Raw genomic sequence first — 18,046 nt, 5'->3', positions numbered from 1 at the left:
TTGAACAGAGTGAAGACGTGCCGCCAGCGCGACCACCCGGCGCCCTGGCCTTACCGCGCGAATGGAGCCGGCGTGTTACTGCACGGCGGCATCAGCCAGCGGCTCGGGCGTGGGGCTGAGGCGGCCCAGACGCTGCGAGGACTCTCGAATGATCAGCTCCGGCCGGAGCACGAGCTGCCGGGAAGCAAAGTCGAGGCCCTGGGCCTGCGCGTCGATGAGCTCCAGCAGCAGCCGCACCGCTGCCTGCCCCATCTCATCGCAGCGCTGGTCGACGGTGGTGATGGAAGGCTTGGCAATGGGGGTAAACGTTTCGTTGCTGAAACCACCGACGGCCATATCAGTGGGTACCACCAGGCCCTGCCGTTCGGCTTCCTGCATGGCCCCGAGGGCGGCGTAGTCGCCGGCGGCAAACACGGCGTCGGGCGGATTGGGCAGGGCCAGCCAGCGGCGCATGGCTTCGGCGCCGGCCTCTTCGGTGTTGTCGCCGAAATAGGTTAGCTCCTCTTCTACGGGCAAGCCGGCCTCCGCCAGCGCGTCGCGGTAGCCCTGGTAGCGGTTGCGGTAGATGGTCAACTGCTGCAGGCCGCCGAAGTGGGCCACGCGGCGGCCGCCCTGGGCCAGCAGGTGGCGGGTCGCCAAGTAGCCGCCTTCCCGGTCGTCGAGCACGACGGCGTTGAGGGCGTCGCCGGGCATCATGCGGTCGAAAAACACCAGCGGCAGCCCGCGCCCGCGCACTTTCTCGAAGTGGCGGAAGTCGTCGGTGGTGCGCGAAACGGAGACCAGGATGCCGGCCACCTGGGCGCTGAGCAAGGACTCGATGTTGCGCCGCTCGTGGGTCAAGTCCTCGTTCGACTGACAGATGACCACGTTGTAGCCGGCGCGGCTGGCGGCCGTTTCCATGCCGCGCACCACCTTGGGGAAAAAGCGGCCTTCCAGGTAGGGCACGATGATGCCCAGCAGTTTGCTTTGCCCCTTGCGCAGGGCCGAGGCCATGCGGTTGGGCTGGTAGTTGTACTTCTTGGCCAGCTTCTGCACCTTGAGCTTCATCTCGGGCCCGATGCTGAAATGGTCGCTCAGGGCCCGCGAAACGGTGGTCATCGATACGCCCAGCTCCCGGGCCAAATCGGCCATGGATACGGGGGAATTTGGCACGGAGGTAGCTTTTTTCCGGGGAGCCATACAACAATGGTTACACAATGCTTTGTGTAAAGATAAACAAAGCCGCAGATAAATAGCACTGCGACGAGGCAGACCTAGACGCGTGGCCCTACGGCTTGAAGGGCAAGCTGTTTCTATCCTCGCTGCGGTAGGTTTCAGTAAACGTAGAGAATCAGGGCCAGTCAGGCCAGTAAGCAGATCAGCCCCGGTTGAAAGGGGGTAAGCGGCGGAGGGCCGAAGAATAAATTGCGCTTTACACAATCGTTTGTGAAAACAACTTGTTAATATTGGTCCGGCTTACCGCCGCACGGCCCGCGGTTTACTCGCGGCCGACGGCTGGGCCCGGTTCTACTTTCCCACACCCGTCATTCCCACAATCCATGCTGACTGCTTCTCCCGTTCGCGTTGCGTTGCGGGCGCTGCCGCTGGCCCTGGCCGGCGCAGTAGCCGCGCCGGCGCTGGTGCAAGCCCAGGCCCCTTCGGCCAGCAACACCATCACCGTGCAGGTCGATAAACCCGGCGCGCCGGTGTCCAAGACCATGTACGGCCTGTTCTTCGAAGACATCAACTTCGCCGCCGACGGCGGGCTGTACCCGGAGCTGGTGAAAAACAAGTCGTTTGAAGTGCCCGATCAGGCCCTGGTGGGCTGGAAGGCGCGCAAGGGCGGCTTCACGCTGGAAACCTACGCGGTGATGAGCCAGCAGCCCCTCAGCGCCGCCAACCCGCACTACCTGCGCATCGGCACCCGCACGGCCAATGCCGACGCGGGGGTGAGTAACGAGGGTTTCCGCGGTATGGGCGTAAAGCAGGGCGCCGAGTACACCCTCTCGCTGTACGCCCGGCGCCCGGCCGGCAGCAACCTCAGCGGCCTGCTGGTGCGGCTGGAAAACGAGAAAGGCGAGGCGCTGGCCGAAACCAAGATTACCGGGCTGACGAGCGAGTGGAAGCAGTACAAAGTGGCGCTACGCCCCACCGGCACCACGGCCAAGGCCCACCTCGACATTTCCCTGGACGGAGCCGGGGTGGTCGACCTGGACGTGGTGTCGCTGTTTCCCAAGGATACCTACAACCAGCGCCCCAACGGCTTGCGCCCCGATCTGGTGCAGCTGCTGAAGGACATGCAGCCGGGTTTTCTGCGTTTTCCCGGCGGCTGCATCGTGGAGGGCCGCACCCTGGCCGAGCGTTACCAGTGGAAGACCACCATCGGCGACGTGGGCGCGCGCACGCCGCTGGTGAACCGCTGGAACATGGAGTTTAGGCACCGCTCCACGCCCGACTACTACCAGTCGTTCGGACTAGGCTTCTTCGAGTACTTCCAGCTCTCGGAGGACATCGGCGCCGAGCCGCTGCCGGTGCTGAACGTGGGCATGGCCTGCCAGTTCAACTCCGGTGAGCTGGCGCCCATGAGCCGCGCCGGCGGCCCCAACGCGGGCGAAGCCGGTCCCGGCACCGGGGACGTGTCGCTGGACATCTTTATCCAGGACGCGCTTGATCTGGTGGAGTTTGCCAACGGGCCCGTCAGCTCGCCCTGGGGGGCCAAGCGCGCCGCCATGGGCCACCCGGCCTCCTTCAACCTGAAGTACCTGGGCATCGGCAACGAGCAGTGGGGGCCGCAGTACCTGGAGCGCTACGAGCCGTTTGCCAAGGCCCTGCGCGCCAAGTATCCCGACATCAAGATTGTGAGCAGCGCCGGCCCCAGCCCCGACGGGGATTTGTTTACGGCCGCATCCAAGCGCCTGGGCGAGCTAAAGGCCGACCTCATCGACGAGCATTACTACGCCAAGCCGGAGTGGTTCCGCCAGAACGCCGGCCGCTACGACAGCTACGCCCGCACCGGGCCCAAGATTTTCGCCGGCGAGTACGCCGCCCAGAGCGTGGCCATCGGCTCGCCCGACAACAAGAACAGCTGGGACTGCGCCATTTCGGAGGCCGCGTTCATGACCGGGCTCGAGCGCAACGCCGACGTGGTGGTTATGGCCTCGTACGCGCCGCTCTTCGCCCACGTCGATGCCTGGCAGTGGACGCCGGACATGATCTGGTTTGACAACCTGCGCGCCTACGGCACGCCCAACTACTACGTGCAGAAGCTGTTCGGCACCAACCGCGGCAGCGCGGTGCTGCCGGTGCAGCGCGGCGCGGGTGCCAAGAACGGCGACGACAACCTCTTCAGCAGCGCCGTGGTCGACGCCCAAACCGGCGACATCGTGGTGAAGCTGGTGAACTACTCGGCCCAGGCCCGCCCCGTGACGCTGAACCTGCAGGGCGCCAAAAAGCTGGGCAAAGCCGGCAAGGCCATCGTGCTGGCTTCGACCGACCTGAACGCGGTGAACAGCCTGGAGCAGCCCACCAACGTGGCGCCCAAGGAGGAAAGCTTCCAGGTGGCCTCGCCCAAGGTGAGCTACACGCTGGCGCCCTACTCCTTTACCACTCTGCGCATTCCCGGCAAACGCTAAGCGGCCATGAACAAGCAGATTTCCTTGCGGGGGCGCGCGGCCAGTGGGCTGCGCCCCCTGCTGCTCACCGGGCTGCTGGCTGTAGCTGGCCTGAGCCAGGCCCAGCAACTGCCCGCGCCCCCGGCGCCCCGCAACCCCGTCATCAAGCACAAGTACACGGCCGACCCGGCGGCGCTGGTGCACAAGGGCACGGTGTACCTCTACGCCGGCCACGACGAGGCCCCGGCGCCCGAGCAGCGCTACGTGATGCACGAGTGGCTGTGCTTTTCCTCCACCGACATGGTCAACTGGAAAGAGCACCCGTCGCCGCTCAACGTGAAGGCGTTCGGCTGGGCCAAGGACGACGCCTGGGCCTCGCAGGTGGTGGAGCGCGGCGGCAAGTTCTACTGGTACGCGGCCGTGGAGCACGGCACGGTGCCGGGCAAGGCCATCGGCGTGGCCGTGTCGGACAGCCCCACCGGGCCCTTCAAGGATGCCCGCGGCTCGGCGCTGATTACCAACAACATGACCACGGACGCCAAAATCAGCTGGGACGATATTGACCCCACCGTGTTCATCGACGACAAGGGGCAGGCCTACCTGTACTGGGGCAACACCATCTGCTACTGGGCCAAACTCAAGCCCAACATGACCGAGCTGGACGGGCCGATCAACCAGATCAAGACCCTGCCCAGCTTCACCGAAGCGCCCTGGTTACATAAGCGCAACGGCTGGTACTACCTGAGTTATGCCTACCAGTTTCCGGAGAAAATAGCCTACGCCATGAGCCGCAGCCCCGAGGGGCCCTGGGAGTTCAAGGGCCTGCTGAACGAGGTGGCCGGCAACTCCAACACCAACCACCAGGCCATCATCGACTTCAAGGGGCAGAGCTACTTCATCTACCACAACGGCAGCATCCCCACCGACGGGGGCTCGTTCCGCCGCTCCGTGTGCATCGACTACCTGTACTACAACCAGGACGGCACGATGAAGCGGGTGCAGATGACCTCGGAGGGCGTCAAACCGGTGCAGTAAAAGCGGTATGAGCTACTCCCCGTCTTCGCTCACCACGCCGGGCCGCCTGCTGGCGCTGACCTTGCTGCTGGGCCTGGCCACCCGGCCGGGCTCCGCCCAAACGACGCCGCCGGCCCCGGCGCAACCCACGGCGGCTCAGACCAAAACGCCGGCGCTGATTCCGGCCCACGACCCGGTAATGGCGCAGCAGAACGGCACCTACTACCTGTTCTGCACCGGCCGCGGCATTGCGGTGTGGTCGTCCAAGGACCGCAAAACCTGGCAGGCCGAGGCGCCGGTGTTTGCCACCCCGCCGGCCTGGGCCCAGCAGGCCGTGCCGGGCTTCAAGGACCACATCTGGGCGCCCGACATTTCCTTTCACAACGGGCGCTACTACCTGTTCTACTCCGTCTCGGCTTTCGGCAAGAACACCTCCTGCATCGGGCTGGCCACGAACAAAACCCTGGACCCTCGCTCCCCGGATTTTCGCTGGGAAGACCAGGGCAAGGTGCTGCAGTCGGTGCCGGGGCGCGACAACTGGAACGCCATCGACCCCAACCTGATCCGCGACGAAGCGGGCACGCCCTGGCTGAGCTTCGGCTCCTTCTGGGGCGGCATCAAGCTGGTGCAGCTGCGCCCCGACCTGCGCGCCCCCGCCCAGCCCGAACAGTGGCGCACCCTGGCCAGCCGCCCCCGCGACCCGAAGCTGCCCGACGCCCAGCCCGGCGACGGAGCCATCGAAGCGCCGTTCATCTTCCGTAAAAACGGCTACTACTACCTCTTCACCTCCTTCGACTACTGCTGCCGCGGTCCGCAGAGCACCTACCGCATCGTGGTGGGCCGCTCCAAGGCCGTAACCGGCCCCTACCTCGACCGGGCCGGCCTGCCCCTGGAGCAAGGCGGCGGCACCCCCGTGCTCAGCGGCGACAAAAACTGGTACGGCCTGGGCCACAACTCCGTCTACACCTTCGACGGCGCGGACTACTTGGTGTTCCATGGCTACGACGCGGCTGACCAAGGCCGCTCCAAGCTGCGCCTGGAAAAGCTTGGCTGGGATGCGGCCGGCTGGCCCGTAGTGCAGCCGTAACCACGTTTTTTTGCCGCGCAAACACAATCGTTTGTGTTGAGCTACTGAGCAAAAAGGCCGTCATGCTGAGCTTGTCGAAGCATCTCTACTGCTTCGTTGAACGACACAATCAGAACGTCATTCAGAGGAAAGCTGAACACCCGAATCTACTTCCTACCGCTTCGTCTGGCTCCCCCTCTCCTTTTCGGAGAGGGGGCCGGGGGGTGAGGCGCACACCAGGCGCAACGAAGCGGTAGAGATGCTTCGACAAGCTCAGCATGACGTGCAACGAATACCCCCTACCCGTTTTCCGACCTTCTTTCCCTGATTAAGATGACTCACACCTCGACTTCCCTGGCGGAGCGGAGCGTCAACACCATCCGGCTGCTGTCGGCGGACATGGTGCAGGCGGCCAACTCCGGCCACCCGGGCCTGCCGCTGGGCGCAGCGCCCATGGCCTACGTGCTGTTCTCGCGCTTTCTGCGCTTCAATCCGCAGGACCCGCAGTGGCCCAACCGGGACCGGTTTGTGCTGTCGGCCGGGCACGGCTCGGCCTTGCTCTACAGCCTGCTGCACCTCTACGGCTACGACCTCTCGCTCGACGACCTGAAGGCGTTCCGGCAGCTGCACTCCCGCACGCCGGGCCACCCCGAGAGCAACATAACGCCGGGCGTGGAAGTCACCACCGGGCCACTGGGCCAGGGCTTCGCCAACGGGGTGGGCATGGCCATGGCCGAAGCGCACCTGGCCGCGGTGTACAACCGCCCGGGTCACGCGCTGGTCGACCACTACACCTACGCCATCGTCAGCGACGGGGACCTGATGGAGGGCATTGCCGCCGAAGCGGCTTCGCTGGCCGGGCACCTGCAGCTGGGCAAGCTCATCTACCTCTACGACGACAACGACATCAGCCTCGACGGGCCCACCAGCCTCTCGTACACCGAGGACGCGCTGGCCCGCTTTGAGGCCTACGGCTGGCACACCCAGCGCGTAACCGACGGCAACGACCTGGACGCCATCGAGGCGGCCATCCGGGCGGCCCAGGCCGAAACCACGCGGCCTTCGCTGATTTCCGTCAAAACCATCATCGGCTACGGCAGCCCCCAACAGGGCAGCAGCAAGGTGCACGGCGCCCCGCTCGGGCCCGACAACCTGCGCCAGGCCAAAACGTTTTTCGGCTTCGATCCGGCGGCCTCCTTCGTGGTGCCCGCCGAGGTGCGGCCCCACCTGGCCGAGCCCGGCCAGCGCGGGGCTGCCCTGCAAGCCGAGTGGCAAGGGCAATCAGAGGCGTACCGGCAGAAGTTCCAGGCGGAGTGGGAACTGTTTCGGGCTTCGTTCGCGGGGGAACTCCCTGCGGGCTGGGACGCCTCGTTGCCCGTTTTTACCGCCGCCGACGGCGCCCTGGCCACCCGCCAGGCCTCGGGCAAGGCGCTCAACGCGCTCAAGCAAACCGTGCCCTACCTGTTCGGCGGCTCGGCCGACCTGGCCAGCTCCAACGAAATGCCCACCAGCGAAGCCGCGAGCTTTCAGCCGGGCAGCTACGAGCACCGCAACGTGTGGTGGGGCGTGCGTGAGCACGCCATGGGCGCGGCCCTGAACGGGCTGGCCCAGCACGGCGGCGTGCGCCCCTACGGCGGCACCTTCCTCACCTTTTCCGACTACATGCGCGGCGCCATCCGCCTGACGGCCCTGGCCGAGTCGGCCGCCACTTTCGTGTTTACCCACGACAGCATTGCCCTGGGCGAGGACGGCCCCACCCACCAGCCGGTGGAGCAGGTGGCCGCCCTGCGCAGCATTCCGAACATCGTGGTGCTGCGCCCGGCCGACGCCAACGAAACCGTGGAAGCCTGGCGCGTAGCCCTGACCACGCCCAAGTCGCCGGTGGTGCTGATTCTCTCGCGCCAGAAGCTGCCGGTGCTCGACCAAAGCCGGTTTGGCTCGGCCCGTGAGGGCGTAGCGCGCGGCGCCTACATCCTGCGGGAAGCCGCGGGCGGGCAGCCGCAGCTTATCCTAATGGCTACGGGCTCGGAAGTAACGCTGGCCCTGCAGGCCCAGGCGCAGCTCGAAGCCGAGGGCACCCCGACGCGGGTGGTCAGCATGCCGTCCTGGGAGCTGTTTGAGCAGCAGGACCGCGCCTACCGCCAGCAGGTGCTGCCGCCGGCCGTACGGATGCGTGTGGCCATCGAGGCCGGCTCGCCCATGGGCTGGCACAAGTACGCCGGCGACGAGGGCACCGTGGTGGCCCTGAACAGCTTCGGCGCCTCCGGGCCGGGCGAGGAGGTGCTGGAGTACTTCGGCTTCACCGTCGACAACGTGGTGCAACAGGCCCGGCTGGTGCTGCAAGGCCAGCCGGCCGGCGTCGAGCCCAAGCAGGTGCTGTCCTGATTTGCTTACCTATTCTTCCCTTTGATGACGACTTCGTCAATGAACCCGCTCCAGGCCGTGCACGGCTTTGGGCAGAGCATCTGGCTGGACTACATCCGCCGCAACATCCTGCACAACGGCGGGCTGCAACGCCTCGTCGACGAGGACGGGCTGCGCGGCGTGACCTCCAACCCGGCCATCTTCGAAAAAGCCATTGCCGGCAGTCAGGACTACGCCGCCGACATCCAGGCGCTGGCCCGACAGGGCCACTCGGCCGAGCAGATTTACGCCGCGCTGGCCGTGGCCGACGTGCAGCGGGCCTGCGACCTGCTGCGCCCGCTCTATGACCAGCCCGACTACGGCAGTGACGGCTACGTGAGCCTGGAAGTGTCGCCCGCGCTGATTCACGACACGGCGGGCACCGTGGCCGAAGGGCTGCACTACTGGCGAACCGTCGGCCGGCCCAACCTGATGATCAAGGTGCCGGCCACCAAAGCCGGGCTGCCCGCCATCCGCCAGCTGATTGCGGCCGGGGTCAACGTGAACGTGACGCTGATTTTCAGCGTGGAGCGGTACCGGGCCGTGGCCCAGGCCTACCTGCTGGGCCTGGAAGACCGGGTGCAGACCGGCCAGCCCGTGCAGCGCCTCGACTCGGTGGCCAGCTTCTTCCTCTCGCGCATCGACGTGCTGCTGGACCCGCGGCTGGAGCAACTGGCCGCGGCCAGCGGCCCCGACGCGGAACTGGCCCGGCAACTGGTGGGGCAGGTGGCCATTGCCAGCGCCAAGGAAGCCTACCAGGTGTACCGGGAAATTGTGGCCGGCCCGCGCTGGCAGACCCTGCGGGCCTACGGCGCCCGGCCCCAGCGCCTGCTCTGGGCCAGCACCGGCAACAAAAACCCGCGCTACGACGACCTGAAGTACGTGGAGGCGCTCATCGGCCCCGACACCGTCAACACCATCCCGGTGGAAACCCTGGACCTCTACCGCGCCAAGGGCCAGCCCGCTGCCCGCCTGGCCGAGCCTTTGCCCCTCGACGTGCTGGATGGGCTGCGCCAGCTGGGCATCGACGTGGAGGCCACGGCCGAGCAGCTGGAGCGCGAGGGCGCGCAGAAGTTTACCGAGCCCTTCGGCAAGCTGCTGGCCGTGCTGGAAACGCAGCGGCTGCAAGCCCTGGCCGAGCCGGAAGCCCAACCGGCAAGCTAGCCCTACTCCTTGCCCGAAACCGAAAGCGCGGCGGCCAGAACTGGCCGCCGCGCTTTCGGTTTCGGGCTGGTCTGGGTTTAGGCCTATGTCCTGCTGAGCGCAGCCGAAGCAGGACCCTGCTGAGCGCAGCCTTACGCCTCAGTAAGTAGCAGCTTCTGAACCGGCCCGCAGCACAGCACTCGGCTTCAGCCCAAGGATTCCGCCGCCGCTTACTTCTTCTGCTCAGCCTGCAGGGCCGGGCGCGTTACCAGGTCCACGTCGAGGATGCGGGCGGGAAACCACACGGTCATTTCGCCGGGGCCGCGGTTGGCCCAGGCGTAGTAGGGAATGGCCGTCAGCGTCTGGCGGGCGGTGCTGATGCTGTTGCTGCCCGCATCGACCTGCACGGCGGGCACGGTGGCGGTGAGCTGCACGATGCCGTTGAGCTCGGCGGGCTGGTAGCGGGCGGTGAAGGCGGTGGCGGCGGGCACAAGCAGGTTGCTGGCTTTGCCGTTGTTATCCTTCCATTCAGCGCAGTACACCAGCGGGCCGCGCTGCAGAGCCACTTTGCCCTGGTTGTCCACCACGCGGGGATTGGCCAGCACCTGGCGCACGTCCATGGGCAGCACAAGCTCCACCACGTCGTTTTTGCGCCACTTGCGCGCCAGCACGGCGTAGCCGTTGCGCATGGCGTAGCGCACCGGCTGCCCGTTTACGCGGATGCCGATGGCCGGGGCGGCCGGGGCGTCGGCAAAGCGGTAGAGGTCGGAGGGCAGGGCCTCGCCCCGGGCCCAGCCGGGCAGGCGCAGCAGCAGGTTGAACTCGGTGGCCGTGGCGGGACTGACGGTAAACTTCAGCTGCCCGTCCCAGGGGTAGTTGTGCTGCTGGGTGACGCGCACGGCCTGTTTATCGACGGTCAGGTCGGTCGTGCCGCTGATGAAGAGGTTGGCGTACACGTCGCGGCCGCGCTGGGCGTAGACGTAGCCGGGCAGGGCCGGAAACAGCCGGGCCAGGTTGGTGGGGCAGCAGGAGCAGTCGAACCAGCCGGCGCGCTGGGGCTCGGTCTGCGGAAAGCTCGCTGAGTTCTTGATCTGCAGGGCGTTGGAGTAGAAGAACGACTTGCCGTCGAGCCCTACGCCCGAAATCAGGCCGTTGTAGAGCACCTTCTCCAGCACGTCGATGTACTTGGCCTCGCCGTGGAGCAGGAACATGCGCTGGTTCCAGTACACGTTGGCCACCGCAGCGCAGGTTTCGTTGTAGGCCGTGGCGTTGGGCAGCTCGTAGTTGCCCCCGAACCGCTCCCCGCCGGGCACCGCGCCGGTGCCCCCCGTCACGTACAGCTTTTTGCCGACCATGTTCTGCCAGATGGAGTCCACGGCCGCCAGCATCCGCTGGTCACCGGTCAGCGCGGCCACGTCGGCCATGGCGGAGTACAAGTATTCGGCGCGCACGGCGTGGCCCACGGCCTCCTTCTGGGCCACCACGGGCTGGTGGTCCTGCCAGTACGAGCCGTTGCGCCAGGGGTCGGGACTCTTGGCGTCGTAGCCGGAGTGCTGCCCGCGCTGCTCCAGAAAAAACCGGGCCGTGCGCAGGTACTCGGGCTTGCCCGTGACGCGGTAGAGCTTCACCAGCCCCATTTCCACGATTTCGTGGCCGGGCGCCACGGCGCGCTTGCCCGGCCCGAACACCGAGCACACCAAATCGGCGTTTTTCAGGGCAATGGTGAGCAGGGTTTTCTTGCCGGTGGCCTCGTAGTGGGCCACGGCGGCTTCGTAGAGGTGGCCGGCGTTGTAGAGCTCGTGGCTGAGCTCCCGCTCCTTGACCCACCGCTCGGGCCCGGCCCAGTCGTGGGGGTGCGCCGGGTCGATGGTGCGGGCGGTGTAGAGGTAGCCGTCGGGCTCCTGGGCCGCGGCCACCTTGGCAATGAGCGCGTCCATGTACTGGTCGAGCTTTTCGTCGGGGTAGAGCTGGAGCGAGTACGCGGCGCCTTCCAGGGTCTTGTAGATGTCGGTGTCGTCGAAGGGAAAGATGGTGGCAAACTTACCCGTGCGGGCCGCCGCCATTTCGAAGTTCTTGACCCGGTTGGTGGCCTCGCAGCGCTGAAACGAGGCCGGGATGGTCACCTCGGTGTTGGTCTTGAGCCGCGGCAGCCAGAAGTTGTCGGCCAGCTTCACCCGGGTAAACGACACGGCCTGAATGGGGTAATCGGCGGGCCGGGCGGGTTTGGCGGGCTGGGCCAGCGCCGGGGCGGCGGCGACCAGCCACAGCGCGGCGCTCCGGCAGCAGTGAGACAAGGGTAAGGTCATGGAGCAGGGGAATGAGCGTTTCGCCGGGCCGCGCTGCGCCAGCAGCGGGTCCCATGTATTGCCGCCCCAGCGGAGCGCGGCCCGGTCGGACAACAAGCTAAGGCACAACCACTTTCTGCGTCTGGCTGCCCGCTGCGCCTTCCACGTGCAGTACGTAGAGGCCGGCCGGCAGGTCGGCTTCCACTGCCACCGAGGCCTGCCCGGTGCTGCGGCGGGCGTACACCGTGCGGCCGCGCAGGTCAGTCAGGCGGATGCCGACGGGCGCGGCGGCCAACTCCGCGTCCAGCGCCACCACGAAGCGGCGCCCGGTAAGCGGGTTGGGGTACACGCTAAATAAAGCCGCTGTCGGCGCGGCGGTGGCCAGGGCGCGGGCCGCCGGGGCGGGCGCAATGGTCCACTTCTGGCAGGCGTTGCCGAGGTAGTCGTAGAGGGCCAGCTGCACGCCGGCCGTGGTGGCGCAGGCCGGCACCTCCACCACGCGGTTGCCGTTGACGGAGGCCAGCACGTAGCCGCCGCCCGCGCTGCGCTCGATCTTGAAGCGCTGGTTGGCCGCCCCGCTGTAGGGGTACAGGTTCAGCTTGGCGCCGTTGTTGGGGTTGTTGCCGATGACGTCGGCGGCCAAGCCCGCCCCCACGGCCGAGGTAATCTTGTACTCGCCGTTGCCGACGGGCGTCAGGTTCCACTGCTGGCAGTTGAGGCCGGCCGCGGTGCCCTGAGCAATGGCCTGGCCCTGCACGCCGCTGCAGCCCCAGGCATCCCACACCTGGCCGCTGTTCTGGTTGGTGAGCGTGTAGCGGCCGGCGGCCAGCCAGTCGCGGGTAATGAAGGGCCAGGCGGCGCCGTCCCAGCCCAGGTTGCCCACGCTCAGGCGGGCGCGGCCGTTCTGATTGCTGTCGTAGTAGTGGTGGCTGAGGTAGTTGGCGCCGCCCTCGACGAACAGCCCCACGTGGCCCGGGCCCACGTAATTGCCCTGAGTGGCAATGAGCGTGGTGCCGCCGTTGCGGTTCATGTCCACGCCGTTACGGTCGAGGTAGGGGCCGGTGACGCTGGTGGAGCGGCCCACCTGGATGTAGTAGGTGCTGCTCGAGCCCTGGCAGCAGGCGCCCTTGTTGAGGAACAGGTAGTAGTAGCCGCCGTTGCGCACGATGTAGGGCGCCTCGCTGCCGCTGTTGCTGCGGCTCACGCCGTCGGCGGCCAGGTTGCCGGCCAGCCAGTAGAAGCTCGTGCCGGAGCGCTTGCCGGTAGTGGCGTCGAGCTTGATGAGGCCCAGGCCCTTGAAAAACGAGCCGTAGCTCATCCACAGCCCGCCGCTGGCGTCAGTCACCACGGCCGGGTCGATGGCGTTGCAGGCGCTGCCCGTGGTGCTCGATACCACCTCGCCCTGGTCGATCCACTGGTAGTTGGGACTGGCGGGGTCCAGCGTCACGTTCGTGGCCAGCCCGATGGTCGACACGCTGGAGCCGAAGGTGGACACCGAGTAGTACAGGTAGAACTTGCCGTTGCGGTACACGCACTCCGGGGCCCAGAAGTCACCGGAGAAGCCGGGCACCCGGCCGTTGATCCAGCTCGGGTACTGCCCGGCCTCGAACACCGGCCGCGGCCCCGACTGCCAGGTCACCAAATCGGTGGAGTACATGCCGTAGATGCCCGTGCCGGTGGTGAAAACCCAGTATTTGCCGCCGTCCTTGACGATGCTCGACGGGTCGTGGCAGTTGTCGTTGCCCTGCAGGGCGTGGGCGCCGGGGCTACTCAGGGCGCTTAGTGCGAGCAGCAGCACGAGCAGGCGCAGGCCGCGGGCCAGGCGCTCAGCGGCGGCAAAAGAGGGTCGGCCCACCCGGGTCGGGCGCGGCGTGGTAGGGGTTGGGGTCATGGTGGGAATGTTGGTTGTGGTACATGGGAGCGAGTAGACGAGGGGAAAGCAGCACGGGGGCGGGCCGCCGGAGTAACTTCTCAGGAAATTCGTCCGAGCTAAACAAGGAGCGTCATGCTGAGCTTGCCGCGCTAGACTTTCTGGACAGGCCGCCTGAGCAGCCGCGCCTCCGTGGAGTTGGAAGTAGTAAACAGATGACGGGCCGGAGCCGTGCCGGCGGACTTACCAGAACTTCACGTAGAGGGCGGTAATCATGAGCATGGTCACCACGATAAGCGACATCACCGCGGGGCTGACCTTGAAGATGCGCGCGTCGAAGTGCAGGGCGCGGGGGTTGACCACCGGCCCGGCCAGGCTCATGCCCACCATCAGCGCGAAGGTGAAGGCGAAGGAGAGGCCCATGCAGATCAGGAAGGGAATTTCGTAGCCGCCCTTGCCGTTGGGGAAGGCCGTGTAAAACAGCGTCTCGTGGCCGAAGACGGCCGGGGCGTAGTTGTTGAAGAACACCGAGAGCAGGAAACCCGACAGGATGCCGGCAATGGCGGCCGGCGCGGTGGTGCGCTGCCAGAACAAGCCCAGGATGAACACCGCCACGATGCCCGGCGAGATAAAGCCGGTGTACTTCTGAATGTAGGTGAAGCCGCCTTCCCCGCCGATGCCCAGCAAGTCCTGCCAGGTCAGGGCCACGGCCAGCAGCATGGCCACCAGCACCGTCATGCGGCCCACCCACACCAGCTTTTTCTCGTCCGACTCCGGGCGCAGGTAGCGCTTGTAGATGTCGAGGGTGAAGATGGTGGAAATCGAGTTGGCCTTGCCGGCCAACGAGGCCACGATGGCGGCCGTCAGCGCGGCCAGCGAAAGGCCCTTCAGGCCGTTGGGCAAAAAGGTGAGGATGGCCGAGTAGGCGTTGTCGGGGTTGAAGGAGCCCGTTGAGTTCATTTCGGCCTGCAGCCCGCCGTTTTTGTGCAGCACGTAAGCCGCAATGCCGGGCAGCATCACAATCACCGGCATCAACAGCTTCAAGAGGCCGGCGAACAGAATGCCGGTGCGGGCCGTCTTGAGGTCGGCACCTAAGGCACGTTGCGTGATGTACTGGTTGCAGCCCCAGTAGTTCAGGTTCACGATCCACTGCCCGGCCAGGTACATGGCAATGCCCGGCAACATCAGGTACTTGTTGATTTCCACCTGCGGGTCGCCCGGCGCGGGCTTCTCGAAGATCATGTGAAAATGGTCGCCCGCGTCCTGCATCATCATGTTGAAGCCCGCCACGGCGTTGTGGCCGAGGCCAAACTTTTCGCTGACCAAGGTCAGCGCCAGGTAGGTCGTGGCCAGGCCCCCCACGATGAGCACCACCACCTGAATCACGTCGGTGTAGCCCACCACCTTCATGCCGCCTAGGGTGATGACGAGAGCAAACACGGCCAGGGCCACCATGATGAGGTGAAAGGCGTTGCCGCCCCCGCCCACCAGGTTGCTGATGGCCAGCGCGCCGAGGTAGAGAATGGAGGTGAGGTTGACCAGCACGTACAGGAACAGCCAGAAGATGCTCATGATCAGGCTCAGCGTGGCGTTGTAGCGCTGCTCCAGGAACTGCGGCATGGTGTAAATCTTCTGCTTCAGGTAGATGGGCATGAAGAACACCGCCACGATGATGAGCACGATGGCCGCCACCCACTCGTAGGCGGCCACCGCCACGCCCACCGTAAAGCCGTTGCCCGACATGCCGATGAACTGCTCGGCCGAAATGTTGGAGGCAATCATCGAGGCCCCGATGGCCCACCACGTCAGCGAGCCTTCCGCCAGGAAGTAGTCCTTGGTGTCCATCTGCGCCTTCTGCTTGCTGCGGTAGACGTAGTAGCCGTAGGCTGACACGCCCACGAGGTAAAAAAGGAAAACCGCTATGTCGAGCGAGTTGAAAGCGTTCATACGGGGCTGTGGGAAGGCAATAAGGGAGCTGGCAACCGGCCAAACGGCCAGTGCCCGGGGTTCAAAAAACGCCTTGGTAGGGGCGGCCGAAGCCGCGCGGGGCCGACCGGCCCGGGCCAAGCACCCCTGCGCCGCAGCCGGGGGCCATTCACTCACCAATTGTGGCCGGGGGCGGCCGCAGCGGTGCTCGACTCAGGTATTGTGGGGGGAGCGGGGTGCGCTTGAGGCGACGAAAAAAAGCGTCGGCCGCTGGCGCGGCCGACGCCCAAGTATTAGCGCGGGCTGAAGGCTACCTCGTTGTAGCGCAGCTCGTTTTTGAAGCGGCGCAGCTTGGTGTCCTCGTCGATAACCACGCACTCGATGCCGGCCATGTCGGCGAAGTCCTCGAGGTATTCGGTGGTCAGGTTCTGGCTGTAGCCGGTGTGGTGGGCGCCGCCGGCGTAAATCCAGGCGGCCGCGCCGGTGGCCAGGTCGGGCTGCACCTTCCAGAGCACGCGGGCCACGGGCAGCTTGGGCAGCTCCTGCTCGGGCGCCACGGCCTCCACTTCGTTCACCACCAGGCGGAAGCGGTGCCCAAGGTCGACGATGGTGGCGTTCAGGGCCGGGCCGGCGGGGCAGTTGAATACCAGGCGCACCGGGTCGGCCTTGCCGCCGATGCCCAGCGGGTGCACTTCCACCTTGGCTTTGCCCTCGGCAATGCTCGGGCAGATTTCCAGCATGTGTGAGCCGAGCACCTGCTCGTTGCCGGGCTGGAAGTGGTAGGTGTAATCCTCCATAAAGGAGTTGCCGCCGGGCAGGCCGGCGCCCATCACCTTCATGGCGCGCACCAGGGCCGAGGTTTTCCAGTCGCCTTCCCCGCCGAAGCCGTAGCCCTCGGCCATCAGGCGCTGGGTGGCAATGCCGGGCAGCTGGGCCATGCCGTGCAGGTCCTCGAAAGTGTCGGTGAAGCCGATGGCGTTGGTGTCCTTCAGAAAGCGGCGCATGCCCAGCTCGATGCGGGCCGCCTCGCGCAGGGAGGAGCGGAACGTGGCCCCGTCCTGCAGCGTGTCGGCCAGCTGGTACTCGGCCTCGTAGTCGCGCAGCAGCTCCTCGATTTCGCCGTCGCTGATGGTGTTGATGGTGGCCACCAAATCCCCGATGCCGTAGGTGTTGACGGAGTAGCCAAACTTGATTTCGGCCTCCACTTTGTCGCCCTCGGTCACGGCCACGTAGCGCATGTTGTCGCCGAAGCGCACGATGCGCCCCCCCTGCCAGTCGGCCCAGGCGCAGGCGGCGCGGGCCCAGATGCTCAGCCGCTCGTGCACGTCGGCACTCTGCCAGTGGCCTACCACCACCTTGCGCTTGATGCGCATGCGCGCCCCGATAAAGCCAAACTCCCGGTCGCCGTGCGCCGATTGGTTGGTGTTCATGAAGTCCATGTCGATGTCCGACCACGGAATGTCGCGGTTGAACTGCGTGTGCAGGTGGGCCAGCGGCTTTTGCAGGATCTTCAGGCCGTTGATCCACATCTTGGCCGGCGAGAAGGTGTGCATCCAGGCAATCAGGCCCACGCAGTTCGGAGTGGTATTGGCCTCCTGGATCAGCTTATAAATCTCGTCGGGGCCGGTCAGCACCGGCTTGTACACCACCTTGATGGGCAGCGCCGTGCCCAGGGCTTCGGCAATCTGCTGGGAGTGCTGCGCCACCTGCTCCAGGGTTTCGGGGCCGTAGAGGTGCTGGCTGCCGGTGATAAACCAGGCTTCGTACTTCGAAATGTCAATCATGAGAGGGAAAAAGTTGGGCGCGCTGCTGAGGGTGACAGCCACGCGGGTAGGTTGGGTGGTATTGAATTAGCGCTTGTGTGAAACGGACATCGGCACGGCATTCCGAGCGCAGCCGGGACATCTCGACGGCCAGTCTTGTCGTGCTGAGCGGAGTCGAAGCATGACAAGACTGGTGTTGTCGTGCAACATCGGCCCGCGGGATGTCTCGGCTGTGGCCGACACGACGGCCTGCTGTAACGTTGAAGCTTGCCGTTGCTAGCTCTGCCCGTAGTAAGAGCCGGCGCCGTGCTTGCGTTCGTAGTGCTTGCGGATGAGCGCGTCCTTGAGGCGGGGCACGCCGGGGCGCAGGGTGCAGCTGAGGTAGGCCATGCGGGCAATTTCCTCGAGCACGGCGCTGTTGTAGACGGCTTTGGCCACGGTCGTGCCCCAGGTGAAGGGCGCGTGGTTGCCGATGAGCACCATTTCCACCTCCGCGGGCGAGAGGCCGCGCTGCTGAAACTCGTTGAGGATCTGCCAGCCGGTCTGGTGCTCGTAGTCGCCCTGGATGAGCGGGTCGGCCATGGGCGGGGCGCAGGGCACGTCCACGGTGAGGTGGTCGGCGTGGGTGGTGCCCAGCAGGGGAATGTCGAGCTGGGCCTGGGCCCAGGCCGTGGCGTAGGTGCTGTGCGTGTGCACGATGCCGCCGAGGTGCTCCCAGTGCGCGTAGAGCACCGCGTGGGTCTTGGTATCCGACGAGGGCCGCTTGCTGCCCTCCACGATGTGGTTGGCGAAGTCCACGACGACGATGTCCGCGGGGCGCAGCGTCTCGTAGGGCACGCCGCTGGGCTTGATGGCAAAAACGCGGTTGTCGCGGTCCACCACCGAGGCGTTGCCGAAGGTGAAGAGCACCAGCCCGAGCCGGGGCAGCTGCATGTTGGCCTCGTAGCAGGCCTGTTTCAGGTCTTGGTACATGTTGGGAGTTGTCA

11 protein-coding genes are annotated in these 18,046 nt (G+C 66.1%); 5 read left to right on the top strand and 6 right to left on the bottom strand.

The window, feature by feature from the left end; all coding sequences use genetic code 11:
- Window positions 1-75: 75 nt before the first annotated feature.
- Window positions 76-1,131: a LacI family DNA-binding transcriptional regulator gene (locus DLM85_RS00055; protein WP_165821950.1), complete on the bottom strand. Its 1,056-nt coding sequence runs from the start codon at window positions 1,129-1,131 to the stop codon at window positions 76-78.
- A 407-nt stretch (window positions 1,132-1,538) separates the two neighbouring features.
- Here DLM85_RS00055 and DLM85_RS00050 point away from each other — a divergent pair, with 407 nt between their 5' ends.
- The 5 genes from DLM85_RS00050 (at window position 1,539) to tal (ending at window position 9,237) form a co-directional block, all read left to right on the top strand.
- A complete protein-coding gene (locus tag DLM85_RS00050; RefSeq protein WP_111476031.1) occupies window positions 1,539-3,611 on the top strand; it encodes an alpha-L-arabinofuranosidase C-terminal domain-containing protein in 2,073 nt (690 codons plus the stop codon).
- A gap of 6 nt (window positions 3,612-3,617) precedes the next feature.
- A complete protein-coding gene (locus DLM85_RS00045) occupies window positions 3,618-4,625 on the top strand; it encodes a glycoside hydrolase family 43 protein (protein WP_111476030.1) in 1,008 nt (335 codons plus the stop codon).
- 7 nt (window positions 4,626-4,632) lie between these two features.
- A complete protein-coding gene (locus DLM85_RS00040; protein WP_111476029.1) occupies window positions 4,633-5,691 on the top strand; it encodes an arabinan endo-1,5-alpha-L-arabinosidase in 1,059 nt (352 codons plus the stop codon).
- 312 nt (window positions 5,692-6,003) lie between these two features.
- Window positions 6,004-8,055, top strand: coding sequence for a transketolase (tkt, locus tag DLM85_RS00035; protein ID WP_111476028.1), 2,052 nt, complete (start codon window positions 6,004-6,006; stop codon window positions 8,053-8,055).
- 24 nt (window positions 8,056-8,079) lie between these two features.
- Entirely contained in the window at window positions 8,080-9,237 is a 1,158-nt protein-coding gene (gene tal, locus DLM85_RS00030) for a transaldolase (protein ID WP_207890933.1), read from the top strand.
- 209 nt (window positions 9,238-9,446) lie between these two features.
- On the opposite strand, the gene DLM85_RS00025 is transcribed toward tal, so the two are convergent.
- The 5 genes from DLM85_RS00025 to DLM85_RS00005 all read right to left on the bottom strand — a co-directional run bounded on the left by DLM85_RS00025 (window position 9,447) and on the right by DLM85_RS00005 (window position 18,032).
- Window positions 9,447-11,522, bottom strand: coding sequence for a glycoside hydrolase family 127 protein (locus tag DLM85_RS00025; protein WP_111476026.1), 2,076 nt, complete (start codon window positions 11,520-11,522; stop codon window positions 9,447-9,449).
- A 97-nt stretch (window positions 11,523-11,619) separates the two neighbouring features.
- On the bottom strand, window positions 11,620-13,392 hold the full coding sequence (locus DLM85_RS00020; RefSeq protein ID WP_111476025.1) for a family 43 glycosylhydrolase: 1,773 nt from the start codon (window positions 13,390-13,392) through the stop codon (window positions 11,620-11,622).
- Window positions 13,393-13,614: 222 nt separating this feature from the next.
- Entirely contained in the window at window positions 13,615-15,318 is a 1,704-nt protein-coding gene (locus tag DLM85_RS00015; protein ID WP_111476024.1) for a sodium:solute symporter family transporter, read from the bottom strand.
- 272 nt (window positions 15,319-15,590) lie between these two features.
- Entirely contained in the window at window positions 15,591-17,081 is a 1,491-nt protein-coding gene (araA, locus tag DLM85_RS00010; RefSeq protein WP_111476023.1) for an L-arabinose isomerase, read from the bottom strand.
- Between the two features lie 255 nt (window positions 17,082-17,336).
- On the bottom strand, window positions 17,337-18,032 hold the full coding sequence (locus DLM85_RS00005; protein ID WP_111476022.1) for an L-ribulose-5-phosphate 4-epimerase: 696 nt from the start codon (window positions 18,030-18,032) through the stop codon (window positions 17,337-17,339).
- Window positions 18,033-18,046: the final 14 nt, after the last annotated feature.

Source organism: Hymenobacter edaphi (assembly GCF_003258365.1).
GTDB lineage: Bacteria > Bacteroidota > Bacteroidia > Cytophagales > Hymenobacteraceae > Solirubrum > Solirubrum edaphi.
This window is presented reverse-complemented; position numbering and strand designations above follow the sequence as displayed.

What these genes read in the sequence shown, in the direction of transcription:
- araA (WP_111476023.1), bottom strand. Translation starts at nt 17,081, where the DNA reads ATGATTGACATTTCGAAGTACGAAGCCTGGTTTATCACCGGCAGCCAG.
- DLM85_RS00055 (WP_165821950.1), bottom strand. Translation starts at nt 1,131, where the DNA reads ATGGCCGATTTGGCCCGGGAGCTGGGCGTATCGATGACCACCGTTTCG.
- DLM85_RS00015 (WP_111476024.1), bottom strand. Translation starts at nt 15,318, where the DNA reads ATGAACGCTTTCAACTCGCTCGACATAGCGGTTTTCCTTTTTTACCTC.
- tkt (WP_111476028.1), top strand. Translation starts at nt 6,004, where the DNA reads ATGACTCACACCTCGACTTCCCTGGCGGAGCGGAGCGTCAACACCATC.
- DLM85_RS00025 (WP_111476026.1), bottom strand. Translation starts at nt 11,522, where the DNA reads ATGACCTTACCCTTGTCTCACTGCTGCCGGAGCGCCGCGCTGTGGCTG.
- DLM85_RS00040 (WP_111476029.1), top strand. Translation starts at nt 4,633, where the DNA reads ATGAGCTACTCCCCGTCTTCGCTCACCACGCCGGGCCGCCTGCTGGCG.
- DLM85_RS00020 (WP_111476025.1), bottom strand. Translation starts at nt 13,392, where the DNA reads ATGACCCCAACCCCTACCACGCCGCGCCCGACCCGGGTGGGCCGACCC.
- DLM85_RS00045 (WP_111476030.1), top strand. Translation starts at nt 3,618, where the DNA reads ATGAACAAGCAGATTTCCTTGCGGGGGCGCGCGGCCAGTGGGCTGCGC.
- DLM85_RS00050 (WP_111476031.1), top strand. Translation starts at nt 1,539, where the DNA reads ATGCTGACTGCTTCTCCCGTTCGCGTTGCGTTGCGGGCGCTGCCGCTG.
- tal (WP_207890933.1), top strand. Translation starts at nt 8,080, where the DNA reads ATGACGACTTCGTCAATGAACCCGCTCCAGGCCGTGCACGGCTTTGGG.
- DLM85_RS00005 (WP_111476022.1), bottom strand. Translation starts at nt 18,032, where the DNA reads ATGTACCAAGACCTGAAACAGGCCTGCTACGAGGCCAACATGCAGCTG.